Source organism: Streptomyces sp. NPDC002640 (assembly GCF_053592575.1).
This window is the reverse complement of sequence record NZ_JBSFVZ010000030.1, coordinates 38637-60718: the sequence shown is the minus strand read 5'-3', so window position 1 is coordinate 60718 and position 22082 is coordinate 38637. Positions and strand designations below refer to the sequence as shown.

18 protein-coding genes and 1 pseudogene are annotated in these 22082 nt (G+C 73.6%); 11 read left to right on the top strand and 8 right to left on the bottom strand.

What is annotated here, in order from left to right:
- Positions 1–106 precede the first annotated feature (106 nt).
- The 3 genes from ACWD3O_RS30160 to ACWD3O_RS30150 all read left to right on the top strand — a co-directional run bounded on the left by ACWD3O_RS30160 (position 107) and on the right by ACWD3O_RS30150 (position 4269).
- On the top strand, positions 107–1675 hold the full coding sequence (locus ACWD3O_RS30160) for an NUDIX domain-containing protein (RefSeq protein ID WP_451418091.1): 1569 nt from the start codon (positions 107–109) through the stop codon (positions 1673–1675).
- Between the two features lie 60 nt (positions 1676–1735).
- Positions 1736–2110, top strand: a complete 375-nt coding sequence (locus tag ACWD3O_RS30155) for a hypothetical protein (RefSeq protein ID WP_451410094.1) — start codon at positions 1736–1738, stop codon at positions 2108–2110.
- 713 nt (positions 2111–2823) lie between these two features.
- Positions 2824–4269 (top strand): glyceraldehyde-3-phosphate dehydrogenase, encoded by a 1446-nt coding sequence (locus tag ACWD3O_RS30150; RefSeq protein ID WP_451410093.1) that lies wholly within the window; start codon positions 2824–2826, stop codon positions 4267–4269.
- A 94-nt stretch (positions 4270–4363) separates the two neighbouring features.
- Here ACWD3O_RS30150 and ACWD3O_RS30145 read toward each other — a convergent pair whose 3' ends face one another.
- Together ACWD3O_RS30145 and ACWD3O_RS30140 are read right to left on the bottom strand one after the other, a co-directional pair.
- Positions 4364–6154 carry a bifunctional sugar phosphate isomerase/epimerase/4-hydroxyphenylpyruvate dioxygenase family protein gene (locus ACWD3O_RS30145; protein ID WP_451410092.1) on the bottom strand — a complete coding sequence of 597 codons (1791 nt, stop codon included), beginning with the start codon at positions 6152–6154 and terminating at the stop codon, positions 4364–4366.
- 80 nt (positions 6155–6234) lie between these two features.
- Entirely contained in the window at positions 6235–7116 is an 882-nt protein-coding gene (locus ACWD3O_RS30140) for a shikimate dehydrogenase (protein WP_451418090.1), read from the bottom strand.
- Between the two features lie 143 nt (positions 7117–7259).
- Between ACWD3O_RS30140 and ACWD3O_RS30135 the strand changes: the two genes are divergently transcribed.
- The 3 genes from ACWD3O_RS30135 (at position 7260) to ACWD3O_RS30125 (ending at position 11192) form a co-directional block, all read left to right on the top strand.
- Entirely contained in the window at positions 7260–7916 is a 657-nt protein-coding gene (locus ACWD3O_RS30135) for a TetR/AcrR family transcriptional regulator (RefSeq protein ID WP_451410090.1), read from the top strand.
- Between the two features lie 222 nt (positions 7917–8138).
- Positions 8139–9461, top strand: coding sequence for an MFS transporter (locus ACWD3O_RS30130; protein ID WP_451418089.1), 1323 nt, complete (start codon positions 8139–8141; stop codon positions 9459–9461).
- Between the two features lie 186 nt (positions 9462–9647).
- Positions 9648–11192, top strand: coding sequence for an SDR family oxidoreductase (locus tag ACWD3O_RS30125; protein ID WP_451418088.1), 1545 nt, complete (start codon positions 9648–9650; stop codon positions 11190–11192).
- Between the two features lie 295 nt (positions 11193–11487).
- On the opposite strand, the gene ACWD3O_RS30120 is transcribed toward ACWD3O_RS30125, so the two are convergent.
- Positions 11488–12957, bottom strand: a complete 1470-nt coding sequence (locus ACWD3O_RS30120; RefSeq protein ID WP_451418087.1) for a pyridoxal phosphate-dependent decarboxylase family protein — start codon at positions 12955–12957, stop codon at positions 11488–11490.
- 106 nt (positions 12958–13063) lie between these two features.
- Positions 13064–14917 (bottom strand): ABC transporter ATP-binding protein, encoded by a 1854-nt coding sequence (locus ACWD3O_RS30115; RefSeq protein WP_451418086.1) that lies wholly within the window; start codon positions 14915–14917, stop codon positions 13064–13066.
- A gap of 247 nt (positions 14918–15164) precedes the next feature.
- Here ACWD3O_RS30115 and ACWD3O_RS30110 point away from each other — a divergent pair, with 247 nt between their 5' ends.
- The gene (locus tag ACWD3O_RS30110; RefSeq protein ID WP_451418085.1) at positions 15165–16286 is read left to right on the top strand and encodes a YihY/virulence factor BrkB family protein; all 1122 of its coding nucleotides are present in this window, start codon (positions 15165–15167) and stop codon (positions 16284–16286) included.
- A gap of 118 nt (positions 16287–16404) precedes the next feature.
- Complete coding sequence (locus tag ACWD3O_RS30105; RefSeq protein ID WP_451418084.1) at positions 16405–16824, top strand: CBS domain-containing protein; 420 nt, start codon at positions 16405–16407, stop codon at positions 16822–16824.
- A gap of 81 nt (positions 16825–16905) precedes the next feature.
- Here ACWD3O_RS30105 and ACWD3O_RS30100 read toward each other — a convergent pair whose 3' ends face one another.
- On the bottom strand, positions 16906–17781 hold the full coding sequence (locus tag ACWD3O_RS30100) for an SGNH/GDSL hydrolase family protein (RefSeq protein ID WP_451418083.1): 876 nt from the start codon (positions 17779–17781) through the stop codon (positions 16906–16908).
- 273 nt (positions 17782–18054) lie between these two features.
- Here ACWD3O_RS30100 and ACWD3O_RS30095 point away from each other — a divergent pair, with 273 nt between their 5' ends.
- A complete protein-coding gene (locus ACWD3O_RS30095; protein ID WP_451418082.1) occupies positions 18055–18408 on the top strand; it encodes a tetratricopeptide repeat protein in 354 nt (117 codons plus the stop codon).
- A gap of 60 nt (positions 18409–18468) precedes the next feature.
- Here ACWD3O_RS30095 and ACWD3O_RS30090 read toward each other — a convergent pair whose 3' ends face one another.
- Entirely contained in the window at positions 18469–19878 is a 1410-nt protein-coding gene (locus ACWD3O_RS30090; RefSeq protein WP_451418081.1) for a dihydrolipoyl dehydrogenase family protein, read from the bottom strand.
- A 207-nt stretch (positions 19879–20085) separates the two neighbouring features.
- Between ACWD3O_RS30090 and trxA the strand changes: the two genes are divergently transcribed.
- Together trxA and ACWD3O_RS30080 are read left to right on the top strand one after the other, a co-directional pair.
- Positions 20086–20499, top strand: coding sequence for a thioredoxin (gene trxA, locus ACWD3O_RS30085; RefSeq protein WP_451410080.1), 414 nt, complete (start codon positions 20086–20088; stop codon positions 20497–20499).
- 149 nt (positions 20500–20648) lie between these two features.
- A complete protein-coding gene (locus ACWD3O_RS30080; protein WP_451410079.1) occupies positions 20649–21092 on the top strand; it encodes a type II toxin-antitoxin system PemK/MazF family toxin in 444 nt (147 codons plus the stop codon).
- Positions 21093–21194: 102 nt separating this feature from the next.
- Here ACWD3O_RS30080 and ACWD3O_RS30075 read toward each other — a convergent pair.
- Together ACWD3O_RS30075 and ACWD3O_RS30070 are read right to left on the bottom strand one after the other, a co-directional pair.
- Positions 21195–21461, bottom strand: a pseudogene (locus ACWD3O_RS30075) (GNAT family N-acetyltransferase); the annotation flags it as partial.
- A gap of 8 nt (positions 21462–21469) precedes the next feature.
- Positions 21470–22018, bottom strand: a complete 549-nt coding sequence (locus ACWD3O_RS30070) for a hypothetical protein (protein WP_451410077.1) — start codon at positions 22016–22018, stop codon at positions 21470–21472.
- Positions 22019–22082 lie beyond the last annotated feature (64 nt).

Sequence of the window (22082 nt, the reverse complement as noted above, 5' to 3'; positions counted from 1 at the left end):
CGAAACCAGCCGTTACGCACGGTCACCTCCACTCGTTGCCCCTGACGAGCACACATTCGTTCGACGGGAGGAGACGCCGCATGCGGCGCCCGGTGGAGGACTCTCCATGACGACGACCCAGTCCGCGACGACCCAGCCCCCGACGACCCAGCCCGCGGCCGATCCGGCCGACCTCGCGGCCTACCTGGCGGTGCACCCGGCCCCCGTGATGGCCGCGGACGCGCTGATCCGCGACGAGGACGGCCGCATCCTGCTGGTCGACCCCTCGTACAAGGAGGGCTGGGACCTGCCCGGCGGCATGGTCGACGACGAGGAGCCGGTGACCGCCCTCGAGCGCGAGCTCGAGGAGGAGCTCGGGATCCGGGGGGCGCGGGTGGGGCGCCTGCTGGCGGTCGACAGCATGCCCAAGGAGGTCTACGGCCGGTCCCACGTCGCCTGCGTCTACGCCGTGCACCCGCGCCGGCCGGTGCCGGTGGAGAGGATGTCCCTCCAGCACGAGGAGCTGCGGGCCGTCGAGTACGTGCCCGAGCGGGAGGCGCTGCGCAGGCTGCCGGATCCCTTGCGCCGCCGGGTGACGGCGGCGCTGCGGGCCTCCCTGGGGTCGCACACCGCCCAGCTGCGGCAGGGGCGCGCGGTGCCGGTGGACCCGCGGGACCGCTTCGCGCTGCTGCCCTCGCCGATGATGGCCGCCGCCGCGCTGGTCTCCGACGCGCGCGGCAGGGTGCTGGTGGCCGAGCACTCCTACGACCACGGCGGCGGCTCCCCCTACGGCCTGCCCGGCGGGATGGTCCTCGCCCAGGAGTCTCCGCGCCGGGGCGCGGCCCGCGAGCTGGCCGAGGAGCTGGGGCTGACGGAGGTGCCGGTGGGCCGGCTGGTCGCGGTGGACAGCACCCCGGCCCGCGACTACGGCCGGGCGCTGGACGTGCACGTCTTCACGGTCGGTCCGCTCACCGAGGAGCAGGCCGCGGCGATCCGCTTCCCCGACGGGGAGATCCTCGCGGTCCACTGGCTGGAGCCGCGGGAGGCGCTCGCGGTACTCCCGGCCCAGATCGGCAACCGGCTCCGCTACGGGCTGCGGGCCCTGGCCGAGGGCACGGTCGCGCACCTGGAGGGCGGCCTGCCCCAGCCCGGCTCCGCCGTCGGTCTGCCCACGCCCCGCCGGGGGCGGCCCGGGCATCCGGACCGCCCCACACCGTGCGACCTGCGGGCGCTGCGGACCAAGGTGTTCACCGGGGCCGCCGTGCTGGTCACGGATCCGGCGGGCCGTGTGGTGCTGGTGCGCGCCGTGCCGGACGGTGACTGGGCGCTGCCCTGCGCCGCCGTGGAGGCCGGCGGGACCCCGCGCGGGGCGGCCCTGCGCGCCACCCGGGAACACCTCGGGTCCGCCGCGCCGGTGGGCGGGCTGCTGGCCGTCGACTGGCTCCAGGGCGCGCCCTGCGGGGACGACGGCGCCCGCCTCCCGGCCGAGGTGCTGCACGTGTACGACGGCGGGGTGCTCGGCGGGACGGCCGAGGCCCGGAGCACCGGCCCGGGGGCCTGGCGGGCGGTTCCGGCGGAGGAGCTGGACGGCGCGCTGCCGGAGCGGGACGCGGCGCGGGTACGGGAGTGTCTGGCGGCACGTGAGCGGGGAGCCGGGGCGGTCGAGCTGCTCGGCGGGCGCCCGGTGGAGGGCTGATCCGTGTTCGTTGCCCGAGGCGGCTGGTCAACCGGGGTGTCCACCTGCCAGAGTTGGCGGATGCTTCTGGATCCGGAGAAAGCGATGTTCGTGCCCGGCGCAACGCCGCTGCTGCTGCTCAGCGGTGCGCCGTTCCACGAGGCCCTGCCCCCGCTCGGGACCGAGGACCGGTCGCTCCCCACCTGTGAGGGGTGGAGCATCTTCCCCAAGCACACGGCGTGCGTGGTGGACGGCCCCGGGGACCAGGGCGCGGTCATCCCGTCGATCGCGGCGCTGGTGCTGGGCGAGTCCGACATGAACGCCTGGTGCGGGGACGCCGCGCGGGCGGGCGGCGCGGTGGTCCTCTCCGTGGAGCGGCTGCCCGAGGTCGTCGACGTCCCGGCGCTGATGAACGGCGGCCCCACCCGGGGCGGCTTCATGACCCTCACGGCCTGACACCCCGACTCCCCGGCCCACGCCCTCCGGCCCCGCCGGTGCGACAGCCACGGCGGTAGGTGCCGCCCGCCGGTACGGCGGGCACCGCGAGCAGGGCGGCGACCGCCGACGGCATGCCGTGACGGTGGAGCACCGCCCGCCCCACGGCACCGGCTCGCCACCGCCCGCCGGCAGGGCGAGCTCCGCTGATACGTCGAGTCGTCGCCGGTACCGCACCGGCCACCGGTAGGGCGGGTATCGCCGGTACCGCACCGGCCACCGGTGTGGCGGGCACCACTGGCAGGGAGCCGCGCCGCGGGACGTGTCGCGTCCGCCGGCTGTCGCGTTCGCCGGCGTCGCCGTGACGCACGGCGGTGTTGCCCGGCGGTGCGGGTCGCGACGCCCGTCACCCCGCGGCCACCGCGTAAGCCGCCTCCCTCCGCCCCCAGGGGCGGCCCGTACGCCGCCCGTGCGCTCCGCGCTGCGGACCCGTGCCGGCCAAGGCGCCCGCACCCTCCCCCCTGACACGCCGCGTGCGGCCACCCCGCTCCCTCACGGGAACCGCCGCGTGATCATCCGCACACGCTTCGCCGCGCACCGACACCGCAAAAGCCGTGCAACCGGGCGAACCGGACACGCGCACCCCACCCGCACCCCCCGCCGGGCCCCGCCTTGAACGACCATCCTTCGAGATGGTTAACATGTGAGCGCCGCCTAGCTCGAAAGATGAACTTGTGACTGCCACCGAGGACTCGTTCACCAACTGGAAGAACCGCGAGGAGATCGCGGAGTCGATGATCCCGATCATCGGGAAGCTGCACCGCGAGCGGGACGTCACGGTCCTGGTCCACAGCCGCTCCCTGGTGAACAAGTCGGTCATCAGCATCCTCAAGACCCACCGTTTCGCCCGGCAGATCGTCGGCGGCGAACTGTCGGTCGTGGAGACGATGCCGTTCCTGCAGGCCCTTACCCAGCTGGACCTCGGCCCCTCGCAGATCGACATCGGCATGCTGGCCGTGGCCCACAAGGCCGACGACCGCGGCCTGTCGGTCGAGGAGTTCACCGCCGAGGCCGTCGCCGGCGCCACCGGCGCGAACAAGATCGAGCGCCGTGACGGCCGCGACGTCGTCCTCTACGGCTTCGGCCGCATCGGCCGTCTGCTGGCCCGCCTGCTCATCGAGAAGGCCGGCTCCGGCAACGGTCTGCGCCTGAAGGCCATCGTGGTCCGCAACGGCGGGGACGGGGACCTGGTCAAGCGCGCCTCGCTGCTGCGCCGCGACTCGATCCACGGCCAGTTCCAGGGCACCATCACCGTCGACGAGGCGAACAACCGGATCGTCGCCAACGGCCACACGATCCAGGTGATCTACTCGGACTCGCCCCGGTCGGTCGACTACACCGAGTACGGCATCAAGAACGCCATCCTCATCGACAACACCGGCAAGTGGCGCGACCGCGAGGGCCTCTCCCAGCACCTGCGCCCCGGCATCGACAAGGTCGTGCTGACGGCTCCGGGCAAGGGCGACGTCCCGAACATCGTCCACGGCGTCAACCACGACATGATCAAGCCGGACGAGGACATCATCTCCTGCGCCTCCTGCACGACCAACGCGATCGTGCCGCCGCTAAAGGCGATGGAGGACGAGTACGGCGTCCTGCGCGGTCACGTGGAGACGATCCACTCGTTCACCAACGACCAGAACCTGCTGGACAACTACCACAAGGGCGACCGTCGTGGCCGCTCCGCGCCGCTGAACATGGTCATCACGGAGACCGGCGCCGCCTCCGCCGTGGCGAAGGCCCTGCCGGACCTCAAGGCGACCATCACGGGCAGCTCGATCCGCGTCCCCACCCCGGACGTGTCGATCGCCATCCTCAACCTGCAGCTGAAGCGGGAGACCTCCCGGGCCGAGGTCCTCGAGTACCTGCGTGAGGTGTCGCTGACCTCGCCGCTGAAGCGGCAGATCGACTTCATCAGCGCCCCCGACGCGGTCTCCAGCGACTTCATCGGCTCGCGTCACGCCTCGATCGTCGACGCCGGCGCGACCAAGGTGGAGGGCGACAACGCGATCCTCTACCTCTGGTACGACAACGAGTTCGGCTACTCGTGCCAGGTCGTCCGGGTGGTGCAGCACGTCTCCGGCGTGGAGTACCCGACCTTCCCGGCTCCGGCGGCCTGATCCGCCGCACCACGACGGGTGCGCCCCGGGCGACGACACGTCGTCCGGGGCGCACCCGTCTTCCGTGTGGCCGTCAGCCTCCGTCGCGTCGCCGTCAGCCGCGGCCGCCCCGCTGGGCGGCCATCCGCACGGGCGCGTTCTGCGCCCCGTAGCCCCGGTAGCCGCCGTCGCGCTGCACCAGCTCGAAGAAGACCCGGCCCACGGTGCGGGTGTAGAAGTGCCGGAACTCGCCGTGCTCGTCGCGGTCGTAGAGGACGCCGAGCTCGCGGAAGGCCGCCAGTTCCTCCTCGGGCAGGTCGAACCGGGCGGCGAGGTCGTCGTAGTAGTTGCCGGGGATGGGCAGCGGCTCACCGCCGGCGTCCCGGAACCGGCGCGCCGCCAGGACCACGTCGGCGGTGGCCAGCGCGATGTGCTGGGGGCGGGCGTCGTCGTCGGTGGGGGCGGGGCCGACACCGAGGGCGATGCGCACGCCGCCGTCCCCGTTGGTGACCGCACGGCTGCGGAAGAGCCCGTAGGGTTCCGCCACGTCCACGCTCTCCTGGGCGTGGAGGCCCAGCACGCTGCGGTGGAACAGCGCCGCCTCGTCGAACTGGTGCCAGGGCTGGGTGAGGGCCAGATGGTCGATGCGCCGCAGGTCGCCCTCGGCCCGCTCCCCGGGCGCCGGCCCAGGTGTGAAGTCCCCCCGCCAGTCGGGCAGTTCCGGTCGTCCGGTGGCGCAGAAGAAGAGTTCGGTGCCGTCCGGGGCGGCCACCGCGTCCAGCTCGGCGTCGCGGGCGGCACGGCGGCGGGGCAGCACGGGGGCCAGCAGCGCCTCGGCCCGGCGGGCGGCGCCCTCGGGGTCGGGTGACTCCAGCCCCACGGCCGCGATCCGGGTGCCGCCGCGCGGCACCGCCGGCCCGGTGTTCAGCAGGATCCGCGCCTCGCCCTGTTCCCAGAGGTCCACCGGCTTGGACCGGTGGCGGGCGGTGCGGGCGAACCCCAGCGCGGCGAGGGTCGCGCCGAGCGGTTCCGCGTCCGGGGTGACCAGTTCGGCGAAGGCCACGCCGGTGGGCACCACCGGGGGCGGGAGCTCGTCGATGCCCGCCTGTTCCTGGAGGACCAGCAGGGAGCGGCGGGCGTCCACGGCGGTGGGGCCGGCCTCGGCCTGCCGGAACACGTCGTTGAAGACCTCCAGCGAGAGCGGCCCCCGGTATCCGGCCCGCATCACGTGGCGGACCAGTCCCGCGACGTCGAAGCCGCCCTGTCCCGGGAAGCAGCGGTAGTGGCGGCTCCACTGGAGGACGTCCATGGCGAGCAGCGGGGCGTCCGCGAGCTGGAGGAAGAAGATCTTCTCCCCCGGGATGTCCTCGATGCCCGCGGGATCGGAGCCGCGGGAGAGGATGTGGAAGCTGTCCAGGCAGGTGCCGAGGGCCGGGTGGGCGGCGGCCTCGACGATCCGCCAGGCGTGGTCGTAGGTATTGACGTGCCGCCCCCACGCCAGGGCCTCGTAGGCGACCCGGACGCCGTGCTCCTCGGCGGCTCCGGCCAGTCGGTGGAGCTGCTCGGCGGCCAGCGCGTCGTCGTCCACGGCGAGCGGGGAGACACTGGAGCAGACCAGCACGGTGTCGGCCCCGAGGCGGCGCATCAGGGCGAACTTGTGGCGGGCGCGGCGCAGGTTGCGCGCGAACTCCTCGGGCGGCACCGCCTCGATGTCGCGCATCGGCTGGTAGAGCTCGATCCGCAGACCGAGGTCGGCGCACCGGTCGCGGATCTCCTCGGGGGTGAGCGGGCTGGCCAGCAGGTCGTTCTCGAAGATCTCCACACCGTCGAATCCGGCGCGGGAGGCGGCGGTCAGCTTCTCGGTGAGCGAGCCGCTGAGCGAGACGGTGGCGATGGACGTGCGCACGGGATGCTCCTTGCACGGCGACGGGCAGAGTGACGGGCGGCGTGACGGGACTGGACGGTGCGGCCCGGCGGGCCGGGGGTTCAGCCGCGGGTCCCCGCCGCGCCGGCCAGGGCGGCGAACTCCGCGAGCATCCGCTCGGCGTCCGGCTCCCGGCCCGTGAAGAGGCGGAACGCGTCGACGGCCTGGAAGACGGCCATGCCCCCGCCGTCGAGGGTGGCGCAGCCGGCCGCGCGGGCGGCCCGCAGCAGTTCGGTCTCCAGCGGGCGGTAGACCACCTCGGCCACCCACAGCCGGGGGTCGAGGAGTTCGGCGGGGAACGGCAGACCGGGGTGGTGGGCCATGCCGGTGGGGGTGGCGTGGACGACGCCGTCGGCCCGGGCCAGCAGCCCGGCCAGCGTGTCCGTGCCGGCGGGTGCCGCGGTGGCGCGGCCGTCGCCGAAGTGCGCGGTCAGCGCGGCGGCGAGGGCTTCGGCGCGGCCGGGCAGGGCGTCCACCACGGTGATCCGCCCCGCGCCGAGGGTGAGCAGGGCGTGGGCGACGGCGGCGCCCGCTCCCCCGGCGCCGAGCTGGACCACGTGCTCCAGCGGCGCATCGGGCAGGCCGCGGGCGAAGGAGGCGGCGAACCCGGTGACGTCGGTGTTGTGACCGGTGGCCCGTCCGTCCCGGAACACCACGGTGTTGACCGCGCCGAGCGCCTCGGCCTGCGGCGAGAGCGCGTCGAGGTGCTCGACGACCAACTGCTTGCACGGGTGGGTGATGTTGAGGCCGTCGAAGCCGAGCTCCCGCGCGGCGCGCACCAGGCGGCCGACGTCCTCGGGGGCGGCCCCGAGGACGTCGATGTCGATCAGGCGGTAGAGACAGCGCAGCCCCTGTCGGCCGGCCTCCTGTTCGTGGAGCGCCGGACTCAGCGACGGCCCGATCCCCGACCCGATCAGTCCCACCAGATACGAGCCCTCGGCCACTGCGCCTCCTAATGTACGAACTAGTACGTTACTCATATCAGCTGCGCCTGCTCGACCGGAAGCCTCGGGGCGTTTCCTAGAATCACGCTGACACCCTCCGGCCGCCGGGCGGCCGGCAGCACCTAGCCCTGCGAGGATCCGCATTGACCAGCGTCGACAAGCCCGCGGGGAAGACCGGCGGCCGGGTACGGGACGCCGCCCGCACCCAGGCCGAGATCCTCGAGGTGGCCACCGAGGAGTTCGCCCGCGCCGGGTACGCGGGGGCGAGGGTGGACGAGATCGCCGCCCGCACCCGCACCACCAAGCGGATGATCTACTACTACTTCGGCGGCAAGGAGCAGCTCTTCACCGCGGTGCTGGAACGCGCCTACGCCGTGATCCGCGAGGCCGAGCAGGACCTGGACGTCGACCACCTCGACCCGGTGTCGGCGATCCGCCGGCTGTGCGAGGTCACCTTCGACCACCATGAGCGGCACCCGGACTTCATCCGGCTGGTGAGCATCGAGAACATCCACGAGGCCGAGCACATCGTCTCGTCGGAGCGGCTGACGCGGATGGGCAGTCCGGCGCTGGACGTGATCGGGCGCATCCTGGCGTCGGGCCGGGCGGCCGGCGTCTTCCGGGACGACGTGGACGCCGTGGACCTGCACGCCATGATCAGCGCGTTCTGCTTCTTCCGGGTCTCCAACCGGCATACGTTCGGCGCCCTGTTCGGACGGGACCTGGTGGCCGAGGAGCGGCGCGAGCACTACCGGAACATGCTCTGCGACACGGTCGTCGCCTATCTGACCGCCGCCTGACCGGCCGGGGGCCGCACCGCCGGAGGACGGAACACACCCCCTTGACACCCGCGACACCTCGGCGCAACATCACTGCCCAACCCCTAGTAACTATCCAGTGGGTTAATTAGCCGGGGTCGCACCGGGACCCCGGTCCGGCCGCCCAGCACCACAGGGTTCCGGCTCCCCGTCCCCTCCCCCCTTCCTCCGCCTCACGCCGGAGTTCGCCGAAGGAGCACGCCCGTGTCCGTCCCCGCCGCACCGCCCGAGACGCCGACGGCCCAGCCGAGAAAGGCCGCCGCCGCGGCCTGGATCGGCAGCGCGCTGGAGTACTACGACTTCTTCATCTACGGCAGCGCGGCGGCCCTGATCTTCCCGAAGATCTTCTTCGACGAGTCCGATCCGGCGACCGCGACGCTGCTCTCGCTGGGCTCGTTCGGCGTCGCCTACGCGGCACGGCCACTGGGTGCGCTCTTCCTGGGCCACTACGGCGACCGGCTGGGCCGCAAGAAGATCATGGTGTTCACCCTGTTCCTCATGGGCATCTCGACCTTCCTGATCGGATGTCTGCCGACGTACGAGCAGGTCGGCGTGCTCGCCCCGACGCTGCTGGTGTTCTGCCGCGTCCTGCAGGGCATATCCGCCGCCGGTGAGCAGGCCAGCGCGAGTTCGATGACGCTCGAGCACGCGCCGCCGGGCAGGCGCGGGTTCTTCACCAGCTTCACCCTCAGCGGCACCCAGGGCGGTCAGCTGATCGCCACGCTGGTCTTCATCCCGGTCGCGGCGCTCCCCGAGGAGCAGCTGATGAGCTGGGGCTGGCGGGTGCCGTTCTGGCTGAGCGTCGCGGTGATGGTGGTGGGTTACGTGATCCGCCGCCGTCTGGACGAGACCCCCGCGTTCACCGAGCAGGCCGCCACCGAGGGCGTGGTGAAGCTGCCGCTGGTGGTGCTGATGCGCGAGCACTGGCAGGACGTGCTGCGGGTGGTGGCCGGCGCGCTGGTCGCCTCGGTGTCCACCATCTTCACGGTGTGGGCGCTCTCGTACGCCACCAGCGACGCGGTCGGCATGTCGCGGACCGGGATGCTGTGGGTGGCGGCGCTCGCCAACGCCGTGGCGCTGGCGGCGATTCCGCTGTGGGCCTCGCTGTCCGACCGGATCGGGCGGCGGCCGGTGTACCTGATCGGCGCGGTGGGCAGCCCGGTGCTGATGTTCGCCTACCTGTGGGCCATCTCCACCGGTTCGTTCCCGCTGGTCCTGGTGCTCGGCATCCTGCTCTTCGGCGTGGTCTACAGCGCGGCGAACGGCATCTGGCCGGCCTTCTACGGCGAGATGTTCTCCACCCGGGTGCGCCTGTCCGGCATGGCGATCGGCACCCAGATCGGCTTCGCGATCTCCGGTTTCGCGGTCACCTTCGCGGCGGAGTTCGCCGGGCCGAACGGTGACGACTGGTCCGCGGTGGCCCTGTTCACCGCCGTCCTGTGCCTGGGCCCGCTGGTGGCGGGGCTCACCGCGCGGGAGACGGCCCAGGTGCCGACCGAGCGGCTGGGTCTGCGGCAGGCCGCCTGACCCGACCGGTGACCGGCGTGTCCCGGCGCGGTCCGCGCCGCGGCACGCCGGTCGTCGCGTCGTCCGCCCGCCCGCACCCGCGGCCCGCACCGCGCCCTTCGCGATGCGGGGCGTGCGGGGCTGGACGATCCTGGAACGGGCCGTGTGCGCGGCGACGGGCGTGAGGACGACGACGGGAGCGGACCGATGAGCGAGGAGCCCCGGGGCGGCGCGGCGCCGCGCTGCCTGGTCACCGGTGCGACCGGTTACATCGGGGGGCGTCTGGTCCCCGAACTGCTGGCCGCCGGGTACCGGGTGCGCTGCCTGGCGCGCTCCCCCGGCAAGCTCCGCGACCATCCGTGGGCCGGGCAGGTGGAGGTGGTCCGCGGTGACGTCACCGACGCCGCCTCCACGGCGGACGCCCTGCGGGACGTCGACGTGGCGTACTACCTGGTCCACGCGCTGGGGACCGGCCCGGGCTTCGAGGACACCGACCGGCGGGCCGCGACGATCTTCGGCGAGCGGGCCCGCGCAGCGGGTGTCCGCAGGATCGTCTACCTGGGCGGCCTCACCCCGGCGGGCGTGCCGGAGGAGGAGCTGTCGCCGCACCTGCGCTCGCGGGCGGAGGTGGGCCGGGTCCTGCTGGCCTCGGGCGTGCCGACGGCGGTGCTGCGGGCCGCCGTGATCATCGGCTCCGGCTCGGCCTCCTTCGAGATGCTGCGCTACCTGACCGAGCGGCTGCCGGTGATGGTCACCCCGAGCTGGGTGCGGACGCGGATCCAGCCCGTCGCGGTCCGCGACGTCCTGCGGCTGCTGGTGGGCTGCGCCCGGCTGCCCGAGGACGTCAACCGGACCTTCGACGTCGGGGGGCCGGACATCCTCACGTACCGGGACATGATGCGGGGCTACGCGGAGGTGGCGGGCCTGCCGCACCGGGTGATCGTGCCGGTCCCGGTGCTCACACCGCGCCTGTCCAGCCACTGGGTGGGCCTGGTGACGCCGGTGCCGGCGTCGATCGCCAAGCCGCTGACCGAGTCGCTGCGGCACGAGGTGGTGTGCCGGGAGCAGGACATCAGCCGGTACGTGCCGGACCCGCCCGGCGGCATGTTGAGCTTCGAGCAGGCGGTACGGCTGGCGCTGCGCAACGTCCGGGAGGCGCGGGTGGACACCCGCTGGTCGAACGCCGCGGTGCCGGGAGCGCCCAGCGACCCGCTGCCCACGGACCCGGACTGGGCGGGCGGCAGCCTGTACACGGACGAACGGGAGCGGACGGTGGACGCCCCGCCGGAGGCGTTGTGGCGGGTGGTGGAGGGCATCGGTGGCGAGAACGGCTGGTACTCGTTCCCGCTGGCCTGGTCGGTGCGGGGTCTGCTCGACCGGCTGGCGGGCGGTGTCGGCCTGCGCCGTGGCCGCCGGGACGCGACACGGCTGCGGGCGGGGGACTCCCTCGACTTCTGGCGGGTCGAGGAGATCGACCGCGGCCGGTCCCTGCGGCTGCGGGCGGAGATGCGGCTGCCGGGGCTCGCCTGGCTGGAGATGTGCGTGGACACCGGGCCGGACGGCCGCACCCGGTACCGGCAGCGGGCCCTGTTCCATCCGCACGGTCTGCTGGGCCACGCCTACTGGTGGGGGGTGTCGCCCTTCCACGCGGTGGTCTTCGGCGGCATGGCCCGCAACATCGCCCGCACGGCAGAACGCGGCGGCACCGCCCCGCGGTCCGGCCGCCGCGCCCGGCGGCAACACCGCGGGTAGCGGGTGAGCGGGGCGGGGGCCGTTCGTGCGAGGACCGCACGAGGCTCCGGTCGGCCCGGCCGCGCGGTCCGGCCACAGGAGTACGACCGGTCGGCCTGCGTCGTATCCACCTCGGTGTTCCGGGCGGCGCGTGCGTGGGTTCAGCCGGTGGAGGAGGATCCGGCGCCGTCCGCGCATCACCCGCACATGGACGGCTCCTGTAGCTCTCGCGGGGGATGCGCCCCGGGAAGGGATCGGGCACCCGTGCCTGAGCCGGACACCGTGACCGCCGCCGCGGCGGCGAGGTCCGCTCCTCTCAGTGGTGCGCCCCGGAACGGTAGAGCCGCCCGATCACCTCCGGCAGCAGCCGTTCCGCCAGGGCGGGTGGCATGGCCTGGAGCACGGCCAGGACCGGCGCGGTCCGCCCGGGCAGGGTGCCGTCGTCGGCGACCCCGGCGAGCGCGAGGGCGGCGGCGACCTCCTCGGGTCCGAGCGTGTCCGGGTCCAGGGCGGCCGCGAGGGCGGCGATCCGCGGGTCCACCACCGCGGGCCCCACCGCCCTGGCCCGCTGGGCCGCCTTCTCCAGCTCGGCCAGCAGCTCGCCCGTCCGGGACTCGTCGGCGGCGGCCGCGGTGACGGTCAGGTGCAGGTTGGCCGGGGAGGAACCGCGGGCCGGCTGGGGCTGCAGGTACCAGCCGGCCGTCCTCATCTCGTCGGCCAGCACGAACGGGTCCAGCGCCGGGTCGTCGGAGGCCACGGCGAGCAGGGAGGCGCGGGGCCGCCCCAGCACCCGCAGGCCGTCCACGGCGGCGATGCCCTCGGCGAGCCGGGCCGTGGCCGCGTGGACGCGCCGGGCGAGCGCGGTGTACCCGTCCGTGCCGATGTGTTCCAGCACCGCCCAGGCGCCGGCCAGCGGCGCGGCCGAACGCGTGCCCTGCAGCGTGGGGTTGACCACCGGATACCCCGGCCATCCGGCGTGGGCGAACCAGCCGTGGCGCCGGAGGTCCGCGTCCTGGAACAGGAGCACCGAGGCGCCCTTGGGGGTGTACCCGTACTTGTGCAGGTCCACGGAGAGCGAGGTGACGCCGGGTACGGAGAGGTCGAAGGCGGGCAGCTCCGGGGCGTCGGGGGCGAGCCGGAGATGGCCGAGGTACCAGCCGCCGATGCAGGCGTCGACGTGGCAGAGCACCCCGCGGGCGGCCGCCGCGGCGGCGACCTCGGCGACGGGGTCGATCACGCCGTGCGGGTAGGACGGGGCGGAGACCACCACCAGGGCGGTGCGGCCGGTGATCGCGGCGGCCATGTCCTCGGCCCTCGCCTCGCAGGTCACCGGGTCGACGGGCACCTCCACGACGTCCAGCCCGAAGAGGTGCGCGGCCTTGTGGAAGGCGGCGTGCGCGGTGGTGGGCAGCACCAGCTCGGCGCCGGCCCGCGGGCCGCGCGTGCGGCGGGCGTGCTCGCGCGCCGTCAGGACGGCGAGCAGGCAGCTCTCGGTCCCGCCGCTGGTGAACACGCCCGCGGTGCGCCCGTCGCCGCCGAGCAGCCGGGCCGCGCGGGCGACCACCTCGTTCTCCAGGGCGACGACGCTGGGGAACACGGTCATGTCCAGCCCGTTGACGCCGGCCGCCCGGGCCTGGGCCGCGAGCGCCAGTTCCTCGGTCTCGTCGAGTCCGGAGTCGTAGACGTACGCCATGGTCCGGCCGCCGCGCACGGGCAGGTCGGCGGCGCGCAGCGCGTCGAGGCGGGCGAGGACGTCGGCCGTGGTCCGGCCCGGCAGATCTGGCATGCGCGCAACCTAGAACACGCGGGCGGCGGCGGACCAGACCTCGGACGGCGCCCGCCGCGCCCCCGGTGCCGGGGGCGCGGCGGGCGCCCTGGCGCGGCGGGGCCGGTCAGGCCGGTTCGTCGGCCCAGGCCGGGTCGTCGTCCTCGAGGAATCCGCCGGACTGGTGCTCCCACAGCTTGGCGTAGACGCCGCCGGCGGTGAGCAGTTCCTGGTGGGCGCCCTGCTCGATGATCCGTCCCCGGTCCAGGACCACCAGGCGGTCCATGCCGGCCACCGTGCTGAGCCGGTGGGCCACCACCAGTGCCGTGCGGCCCTCCATCAGCCGCCAGAGCGCCTCCTGGATGAGGATCTCGCTCTCCGAGTCGAGCGCGCTGGTGGCCTCGTCGAGGAGCAGCACCGGCGCGTCGCGCAGGATGGCCCGGGCGAGCGCCACCCGCTGGCGCTGGCCTCCGGAGAGCTTGACGCCGCGTTCGCCCACCATGGTGTCGAAGCCGTCGGGCAGGGCGTCGGCGAACTCGGTGACGTGCGCGGCCTCGGCCGCGCGGCGGATCTCCGCGTCCGTGGCGTCCGGCCTGGCGAAGGCGATGTTCTCCTTCAGGGTGCGGTGGAACATCGCCGGTTCCTGCGGGACGTAGGCGATCATGCTGCGCAGGTCGGCCTGGCGCAGCTTGCTGATGTCCTGACCGCCGATCAGGATGCGGCCCCGGTCGATGTCGGTCATCCGCAGCAGCAGCCGGGTCAGGGTGGTCTTGCCGCCGCCGGAGCGGCCGACCAGGCCGATCTTGGACCCGCCGGGGACCGTGAGGTCCAGGTCCTCGAAGAGCGGCTTGCCGCCCCCGTGCGCGGGCGGCTTGCCGCCCCCGTGCGCGAACGTCACCCGCTCGAAGCGGACGTCGGACCCGTCGGGCCGCAGCGGCTCGGGCTCCGGCGGGTCGAGCACCGTCGGGGGGTCCAGGAGCAGCTCGGTGAACTGGGCGGCCTCGGTCATCGAGCTCTCCAGACGGCGGTAGATCTGGTTGAACTCGAACATGATGCGGGTGGCGTTGGTGTAGTAGGTGAAGGCGACGACGACGGCCTCCACGCTGTGGGAGCCGCCGCCGAGCGACACCGCCAGCGTCAGTCCCAGCAGGTTGGTGAGGACGGACATGGGGGCGATCAGCGTGTCGATGCGCAGGTTGCCGTAGTCCCACGACCGCAGGGTGAGCCGTCGTGACTCGGCCACCCGGGCGCGGTGTTCGGCGGCTTCGCGCCGCTCGGCGGCGAAGGCGCGGACGGTCTCCATGTTCATCAGGCTGTCGGCGACGTGTCCGGAGACGCGGGCGATGGCCTCCTCCCGCCGGGCGACCAGCCTCTGGCGGCGGCGGATCAGCGGCACCACGCAGACGGCGGTCACCGCGAGCATGGTCAGCAGCCCGACGACGAGCAGCGGGTCGTAGTTCCACAGGACCACGGAACCGAAGGCGAGCGGCACGAAGCTGCCCATGATGTTGAAGGTCAGTGTGTCGGCGAACTCCTCGAAGCGGGTGGCGAAGCTGAGGACCCGTTTGGTGAGGGAGCCGGCGAAGTTGTCGTGGAAGAAGGCCGAGTCCTTGGCGTAGAGCTCGTCCATGCCGACGACGTAGAGGTGCTCGATGCCGTAGGAGTCGACGCGGTTCAGGCAGTGCAGGCCCAGCCGCCAGAGCGCCTCGGCGAACAGCAGCACGCCGGCGAAGCCGAGGACGTAGGGCAGCGCGGAGCCGGCCCCGGCGGTGGTGCCCGCGTCGTCGTCACCGGCGACGTGGCCGATGAGCTTGGCGACGATCAGCGGCGCGACGTAGTAGAGGCCGATGTTGCCCAGCGCCGGGAGGAGCAGGGCGGGGACGGTGAAGCGCCGCAGGCGGGCGAGTTCCCGGCCGTAGTGGCGGAGTGCGAGGAGGACGGGCCCTCGGCGAGGGCCCTGCGGTTTCTCAGGCGAGTCCATGTGTGCGCCTCGGGGTCGTGGTGCGTCCGGGCAGGACAATTGGGATGAACCCGGAGCGGGAAGTCTTCCGTGGGGCGCTTCGCCTCGTCCAAGCGTTTTTTTCGGCCGCGGGCCGCGGGCCGGGGAAGGGCCGGATGCGGTGGCGGAAGGGGCCGTCGGGGGCCTGTCCGCGCCGCGGAGGTCCCCCACCCGAATGGCTCCCCGTACCCCCGTGCGTATCCGGGGGCGCGCAGGATACCCGGCGTACATGGCGAAAATGCATCTTCCAGGAAGTGGCGACCACGGCGAGGGCGACGCCGACCGCGGTGGGCGTCCCGTAGGGCCGGCCGATGCCGGCCGGGAACGGCGTCACGGCGACGAAGGCTCCGGTGCGAGGGAGTTCGGGCCTTCCGACGCGGTGGAGCGCAACGCCCCCGGCAGTCCGACCGACCTGCCGAAACCCCGCTGGGGCAAGGTCTTCAAGGGCGCCCTCAAGGAGTTCAAGGACGACGAACTCACCGACCGGGCGGCGGCGCTGACCTACTACGCGGTGCTTTCGCTCTTTCCCGCCCTGCTGGTCCTGGTCTCCCTGCTGGGCATCATGGGCCGGAGCGCCACGGACCGGGTGATGGACAACGTCACCAAGCTGGCCCCCGGGCCCGCCCGGGACGTCCTGACCCGTGCGGTGGACCAACTGCAGGGCAGTGCCGGGGTCGGCTCGATCGTGGCGGTCGTCGGTCTGGTGCTCGCGATCTGGTCGGCGTCCGGGTACGTCGCGGCGTTCATCCGCTCGGCCAACGCCGTCTACGACATCCCGGAGGGCCGTCCGGTGTGGAAGGTCCTGCCGGTGCGGGTCGGGATCACCGTGGTGCTGATGGTGATGACCGCGGTCAGCGCGATCATCGTGGTCTTCACCGGCGGTCTGGCCCGCCAGGTGGGCACCACCCTCGGCATCGGGGACACGGCCCTGACGGTGTGGTCGTTCGCCAAGTGGCCGGTGCTGATCATCCTCGTGACACTGATGATCGCGCTCCTCTACTGGGCGGCCCCGAACGCCAAGGTGAAGGGCTTCCGGTGGATCACCCCGGGCAGTTTCCTGGCCTTGTTCCTCTGGATGATCGCCTCGGCCGGTTTCGCGTTCTACGTGGCGAACTTCGGCTCGTACAACAAGACCTACGGGACGATGGCCGGTGTGGTGATCTTCTTGATCTGGCTGTGGATCACCAACCTGGCCATCCTGCTGGGTCTGGAGTTCGACGCGGAGACGGTCCGGCAGCGGGCCGTCGCGGGCGGTCACCCGCCGACGGAGGAGCCGTACACCCAGCCCCGTGACACAACCGCCTGGGACGAGGAGGACCGTCGCCGCATGGAGGGCGACGACCGGGCGTGACGTCCGCCAGCCCAGGGTGACGGGGACGATCGGAACCCGGAACTCCGGTTCGTTCCGCGCGGTCCGGAAACCCGAGGAACGGCAATCGCGCACGCACCCTTCGAGGAGGAGTGACGACATGACGACGGCGAAGGACATCATGCACCCCGGCGCCCGGTGGATCCCCGCGGGCGAGACGCTGGACCGGGCCGCCCAGCTGATGCGGGAGCTCGACGTGGGGGCGCTGCCGGTCGCCGGCGACGGCGAGCGGATGCAGGGCATCATCACCGACCGCGACATCGTGGTGAAGTGCGTCGCCGCGGGCAAGGACCCCTCCAAGGTCACCTGCGCCGACCTCACCGAGGGCACGCCGCGCTGGGTGGACGCCTCGGCCGACGTCGACGAGGTGCTCCAGGAGATGCGGGAGCACCAGATCAAGCGGCTGCCGGTGATCGAGAACAAGAAGCTGATCGGCATGATCAGCGAGGCGGACCTGGCGCACCACCTGACGGACGACAAGCTCGCCGACTTCGTGGAGAGCGTCTACTCCCAGTCCTGACCCCGCCGAACCGTGCGACGCCCGCCCCTCCCGCGCCGAAGCGCCGAGGGGGCGGGCGTCGCCGTTCCCGGGTCGGCCGTGTCAGCCGAGGCCGAGCACCGCCATGGTGCGGTCGGCCATCCGGCTCTCGCCGAGCGCGTTGGGGTGGACGGGCACGATGCTGTTGCCGCCGAGGACCGGCTCGATCCAGCGGGTCCCGGCCGGCTTGCAGGCGTCGTGGCCCTCGGAGGCCTGGGCGAAGTCGACGTACTCGGCGCCCGACTCACGGGCGGCGCGGGCGATGGTGTCGTTGAGGTGGCCCTGGAGGTTCCGCAGGTAGGGGATGTCGCCGCGGGCGATGGGCAGCTTGGCGAAGCAGGTGGGGTCGAAGGTCGCGGGGGTGATCCAGGGGTAGCCGAGGACGGCGATCCGCGCGTTCGGCGCCTTGGCCCTGACGGCCGCGAGGGCGCTCTTCAGCGCCGGGTAGGTGCTCTCGTCGACGGCGTCGGTGAACCGGCTGCCGTGCAGGGTCTCGCAGGGGTTGCCGTATCCGCCGGTGACCACGCCGGCGGAGCCGCAGGCGAGCAGCGCGCCGATGAAGGTGCTGTTGTCGTTGCCGCCGATGGTCAGCGTGATCAGGTCGGTGTCGGCGGTGACCGCGTTCACCTGCGGCGGGACCAGCGGGTACTGGGACTGGGTGAAGTGCTTGGTCTGGGCGGCGCCGCAGGTGACGTCCTTGAGCCGGGCGCCGGTCCGCTCGGCGATCACCTTGGGGTAGTTCACCTGGGAACGCAGGCAGAGCGGGCTGCTGAAGTCGGTGGGCGAGACGCCCGATCCGGCGCTGTAGCTGTCGCCGAGGGCGACGTAGTCGAGCGGGTCGGCGGCCTGGGCGGGCTGGACGGCGAGCCCGAGGGCGACGGCGCTCGCCGCGAGGGCGGCGGCGAGGGTTCTGCGCAGGCGGCGGGTGGGGTGCGGCATCGGTTCCTCCTGGGAAACGGCACGGTGGTGCCGTGCCGTGGGCGCGTGCGGGCGGCGAACGGTGGCGGCTCCGGGCGACGCGCGCGTGGTGGTCACCCGCGCGTCACTCGTGGGGTTACTCGTGTGGTTACTCGCACGTAATGTCGAGCCCTGACAGGGACTTGTCAACAATCTGGACGTGTCTCGTCGTGACAAGAAGTCCGCCGGGGCCCTCACGGCGGGCAGGAATAGGCCGCGCCCGCGCGGGGTTCAGGCGGGCGAAGGGAGGTCGACGTGGAGACGACCAGGTCGTACTACGACTACGGAACGCCGGCCGAGCGCTGGGAGCGGGCACGGAAGTACTTCGACCGGAAGAACTACGCGGGCGCGGCGAGGGTGCTCGGCCCGCTGGTGGAGGAGGTCCCGGAGCAGAGCGGCCCGCGGCTGCTGCTCGCGCGGGCCTACTACCACTCGGCGCAGCTGCGGCGGGCGGAGGCGGAGTGCCGCCGGCTGGTGGAGCGCGACCCGGTGGAGCACTACGCGCGGCTGCTCCTCGGACGCACCCTGGAGCGGCAGGGCCGTCATGAGGAGGCGCGGCCCCACCTGCGGCTGGCCGCGGCGATGGCCGGGGAGTTCGAGGACGCGTGAGCCGTCCCCGCCCCGGGCGGGCACGGCTCGCACGTGTCCGTCCGGGGCGGCGCCCGGCGGTCAGCCGCGGTAGGCCTCCAGGAGGCGCAGCCACACCTCGCTGATCGTCGGGTAGGCCGGGACGGCGTGCCAGAGCCGGGGCACCGGCACCTGTCCCACCACGGCGACGGTCGCCGAGTGCAGCAGTTCGGCCACGCCGGGGCCGGCGAAGGTGACGCCCCGGAGGGTCTCCTTGTCGAGGTCGACGATCATCCGGGCCCGCCCCCGGTAGCCGTCGACGTAGAGTCCGGCGCCCGCCACGGTTGCGAGGTCGACGTCCACCGCGCGCACCCGGTGGCCGGCCCGCTCCGCCTCGGCGAGGGTGAGCCCCACGGAGGCCACCTCGGGGTCGGTGAAGACCACCTGCGGCACGGCGCCGTCGTCGGCGGTGGCGGCGGTCGGCGGCGCCTGCCCGCGGGAGCGGGCGGCGATCGCGTCGCCGGCGATCCGCGCCTGGTACTTCCCCTGGTGGGTGAGGAGTGCGCGGTGGTTGACGTCGCCCGCCGCGTACAGCCAGTCGCTGCCGACGACGCGCAGCGTGTCGTCGACCCCGATCCAGGAGCCGGGGTCGATCCCGACCGTCTCCAGCCCGAGGTCGTCGGTGCGGGGCCGGCGGCCGGTGGCGAAGAGGATCTCGTCCGCCTCCAGCCGGTCGCCCCCGTCGGTGGTGGCGACGACGGTGCCGTTCTCCCGGGTCACCTCGGTGACGGAGACACCGGTGCGCACCTCGGCCCCGGCCTCGCGCAGCGTCTCGGCGACGAGTTCCCCGGCGAACGGCTCCATCCGCTCCAGCAGCCCGCCGCCGCGCACCAGCACGGTGACCTTGCTGCCGAGCGCCTGCCAGGCGGTGGCCATCTCGGTGGCGACCACTCCCCCGCCGACCACGAGCAGCCGGCCCGGGACCTCGCGCGCGGACGTCGCCTCCCTGCTGGTCCAAGGGGCGACGGCGCCGTCGCGGAGCCCGGGCAGGCCGGGCAGCGCGGCGGCGCTGCCGGTGCAGACGGCCACCGCGTGCCGGGCCGTCAGGGTCTCGGTACGGCCGTCGGGCGTGGTGACGGTGACGGTGCGGGGGCCGGCGAGTCGGCCGTGGCCCCGGTGCAGGCGCGCCCCGATGCCGTCGAGCCACTCGACCTGCCCGTCGTCCTTCCAGTGCGCCGCGTACTCGTCGCGGTGGGCGAGCACCTCGGCGACGCCGAGGGGTTCGCGGGCGGCGGCCCGCAGGCCGGGGGTGCGGCGGGCGTCGGCGTGGGCGATCACCGGGCGCAGCAGCGCCTTGCTGGGCATGCACGCCCAGTAGGAGCACTCGCCGCCGACGAGTTCGCTCTCCACCACCGCGGTGGAGAGTCCGGCGGCGAGCGTGCGGTCGGCGACGTTCTCGCCGACGGGTCCGGCGCCGATCACCACGACGTCGTAGGAGAAGGTCTCGGTCATGCCGTCAGTCTTCCGGGTGGTGTGGGTCCTGGCCACCTCGGGTAGGCGCGCCGGACCGTCCGCTGGGCCGGACGGGTCCGCCCGGTCGCGGCGGCGGCACGGAGTGGGCCGAATGGGGGGAACGGAATACCCCGTCGGGCCGCGCCGTTGTCGTCGATGGCCGGGCGGAGACAGCCGCACCGACACCCAGGAAGAGGAATTCAGCTCATGAGCAGCACCGTGGAGCTCACCAAGGAGAACTTCGACCGGACGGTCACCGAGAACGAGTTCATTCTCATCGACTTCTGGGCCGACTGGTGCGGGCCGTGCAAGCAGTTCGCGCCGGTGTACGAGAAGGCCGCCCAGGACAACCCCGACCTGCTGTTCGCCAAGGTGGACACGGAGGCGCAGCCGGAGCTCGCCCAGGCCTTCGGCATCCAGTCGATCCCGACGCTGATGATCGTGCGGGACCAGGTGGCCGTGTTCGCCCAGCCCGGCGCCCTGCCGGGTCCGGTGCTGGAGGACCTGATCGGCCAGGCGCGCGGGCTGGACATGGAGGAGGTCCGCCGCTCGGTCGCCGCGCAGCAGGCCAAGGAGGAGCAGGGTGGCGGCGCCGGGGACCAGGCCGGCGGGACGGTCTGAGCCGGGTGCCCCGCCGGGGCGGCCGGAGCGAAGGACCCGGCGTGTTCGGCACGGTGCGCCGGCTGCGCGACCTGTTGCGTGGCCGGCGGTCCGGCCGCCGCGCCGACCCCGCCGCCGCCGCTGGTCAACGGCCCTTCTACGGTGGGGCGATGACCGTTCCCATCGACGAAGTCCCGGGCCGCGCCGGCCCGTCGGCGACCACCGAGGCGGACCCCCGTTCCGTCGGCAAGGTCCGCACCGAGTACTCCCCGGCCCATGACGGCGACCCGGATCCGGGTGAGGTCGTCTGGACGTGGGTGCCCTACGAGGAGAACGACGGCCGGGGCAAGGACCGTCCCGTGCTGGTGGTGGCCCGTGAGCCGGGCGGCACGCTCCTCGCGGTGCAGCTCTCCAGCAAGGACCACGACGGCGACCGCGACTGGGTCCCGATCGGCAGCGGTCCCTGGGACCGTTCCGGGCGCCCCTCGTGGGTGGCGGTGGACCGTGTCCTGCGGGTCCACGACGGCGGCATGCGGCGTGAGGCGTGCGCGCTGGACCGCATGCGGTTCAACCTGGTGGTCCACCGCCTGCGCGAACGGTACGGGTGGCGGTAGGCCCGCCTGCGGCTGGGCGACCAGGGCGTACATGTACATGTCCCGCCGCTGGTCGCCCACCCGCTGCCATGAGCGGAGGAGTCCCTCGCGGGTGAACCCGGTGTGCTCGGCCGTGCGCAGCGAGGCGGTGTTCCAGGGCTCGACGTACAGCTCCAGGCGGGCCGGCCGCAGCGTGGCCGACGCCCAGCGGGTGAGCGTCCGCAGGGCGGCTCCGGCGGCGCCCCGGCCCCGGCCGGAGGCGGCGATCCAGTGGCCGAGCGAGGCCCGGTGCGGGTCGTCGGCGACGGGCCACAGTCCGATGGCGCCCAACGGCCGCGCGTCTTCGGCCCGTTCGGTGTCGAGGACGGGGACGTCGAAGGCGGTCGTCATGGCGGTGATCATGGCGCGGTGCGCGCGGCGGGGCAACCGGCGGTGCCCTGACTCCGCGCCGCGGCACGGCGGAAGTCCGTGAGGGCGCGGAGGTCGTCGTCGAGGAGGCCCCGGCGCGGGTCGACGTGGTGCAGGAGGGCCGGGGCGGGGTGCCGGGCGGCCACGTACGCGAGGTCGCGCTCGCCCTGTTCGTCGTCCACCCAGGCGAACGGCCTGCCGGCGGCGTGAGCCAGCAGGGGGTCGGTCTTCCAGTGGAGGCCGTCGGGCCGCTCGCGGAACAGGGCGTCGCCGAAGTCGACGTGGGGCAGCTGGGGGAGTCCGAGAACCGGGGCGATCCAGCGGTTGGCGTCCGCCATCCACGTGGTGGCCCAGCAGAGTTCGTAGTCGAGGCGCAGCAGGGCGGGTCCGTGTGCGGGGTTGAGCCAGACCCGCAGGGGGCGGCGGGTGCCCTCCTGCGGCACGCGGAGCGTGGTGTACCCGTCGGGGCGCCGTTCCGGCTTGGCCGCGTACGGGTTGAGGGGGCCGTCGACGTCGAGGAACAGCAGTGGCCGGCTCATGGTCCCCTCCCTGGCCGCCCCCTGCGGTCCCGCCGGGCGAGCGTAACCGCGGGGCGCCCCCGCG

Excerpts from the sequence above, each read along its gene's own strand:
- ACWD3O_RS30160 (WP_451418091.1), top strand. The coding sequence starts at position 107 with ATGACGACGACCCAGTCCGCGACGACCCAGCCCCCGACGACCCAGCCC.
- ACWD3O_RS30155 (WP_451410094.1), top strand. The coding sequence starts at position 1,736 with ATGCTTCTGGATCCGGAGAAAGCGATGTTCGTGCCCGGCGCAACGCCG.
- ACWD3O_RS30125 (WP_451418088.1), top strand. The coding sequence starts at position 9,648 with ATGAGCGAGGAGCCCCGGGGCGGCGCGGCGCCGCGCTGCCTGGTCACC.
- ACWD3O_RS30120 (WP_451418087.1), bottom strand. The coding sequence starts at position 12,957 with ATGCCAGATCTGCCGGGCCGGACCACGGCCGACGTCCTCGCCCGCCTC.
- ACWD3O_RS30115 (WP_451418086.1), bottom strand. The coding sequence starts at position 14,917 with ATGGACTCGCCTGAGAAACCGCAGGGCCCTCGCCGAGGGCCCGTCCTC.
- ACWD3O_RS30110 (WP_451418085.1), top strand. The coding sequence starts at position 15,165 with ATGGCGAAAATGCATCTTCCAGGAAGTGGCGACCACGGCGAGGGCGAC.
- ACWD3O_RS30105 (WP_451418084.1), top strand. The coding sequence starts at position 16,405 with ATGACGACGGCGAAGGACATCATGCACCCCGGCGCCCGGTGGATCCCC.
- ACWD3O_RS30100 (WP_451418083.1), bottom strand. The coding sequence starts at position 17,781 with ATGCCGCACCCCACCCGCCGCCTGCGCAGAACCCTCGCCGCCGCCCTC.
- ACWD3O_RS30090 (WP_451418081.1), bottom strand. The coding sequence starts at position 19,878 with ATGACCGAGACCTTCTCCTACGACGTCGTGGTGATCGGCGCCGGACCC.
- trxA (WP_451410080.1), top strand. The coding sequence starts at position 20,086 with ATGAGCAGCACCGTGGAGCTCACCAAGGAGAACTTCGACCGGACGGTC.
- ACWD3O_RS30080 (WP_451410079.1), top strand. The coding sequence starts at position 20,649 with ATGACCGTTCCCATCGACGAAGTCCCGGGCCGCGCCGGCCCGTCGGCG.
- ACWD3O_RS30070 (WP_451410077.1), bottom strand. The coding sequence starts at position 22,018 with ATGAGCCGGCCACTGCTGTTCCTCGACGTCGACGGCCCCCTCAACCCG.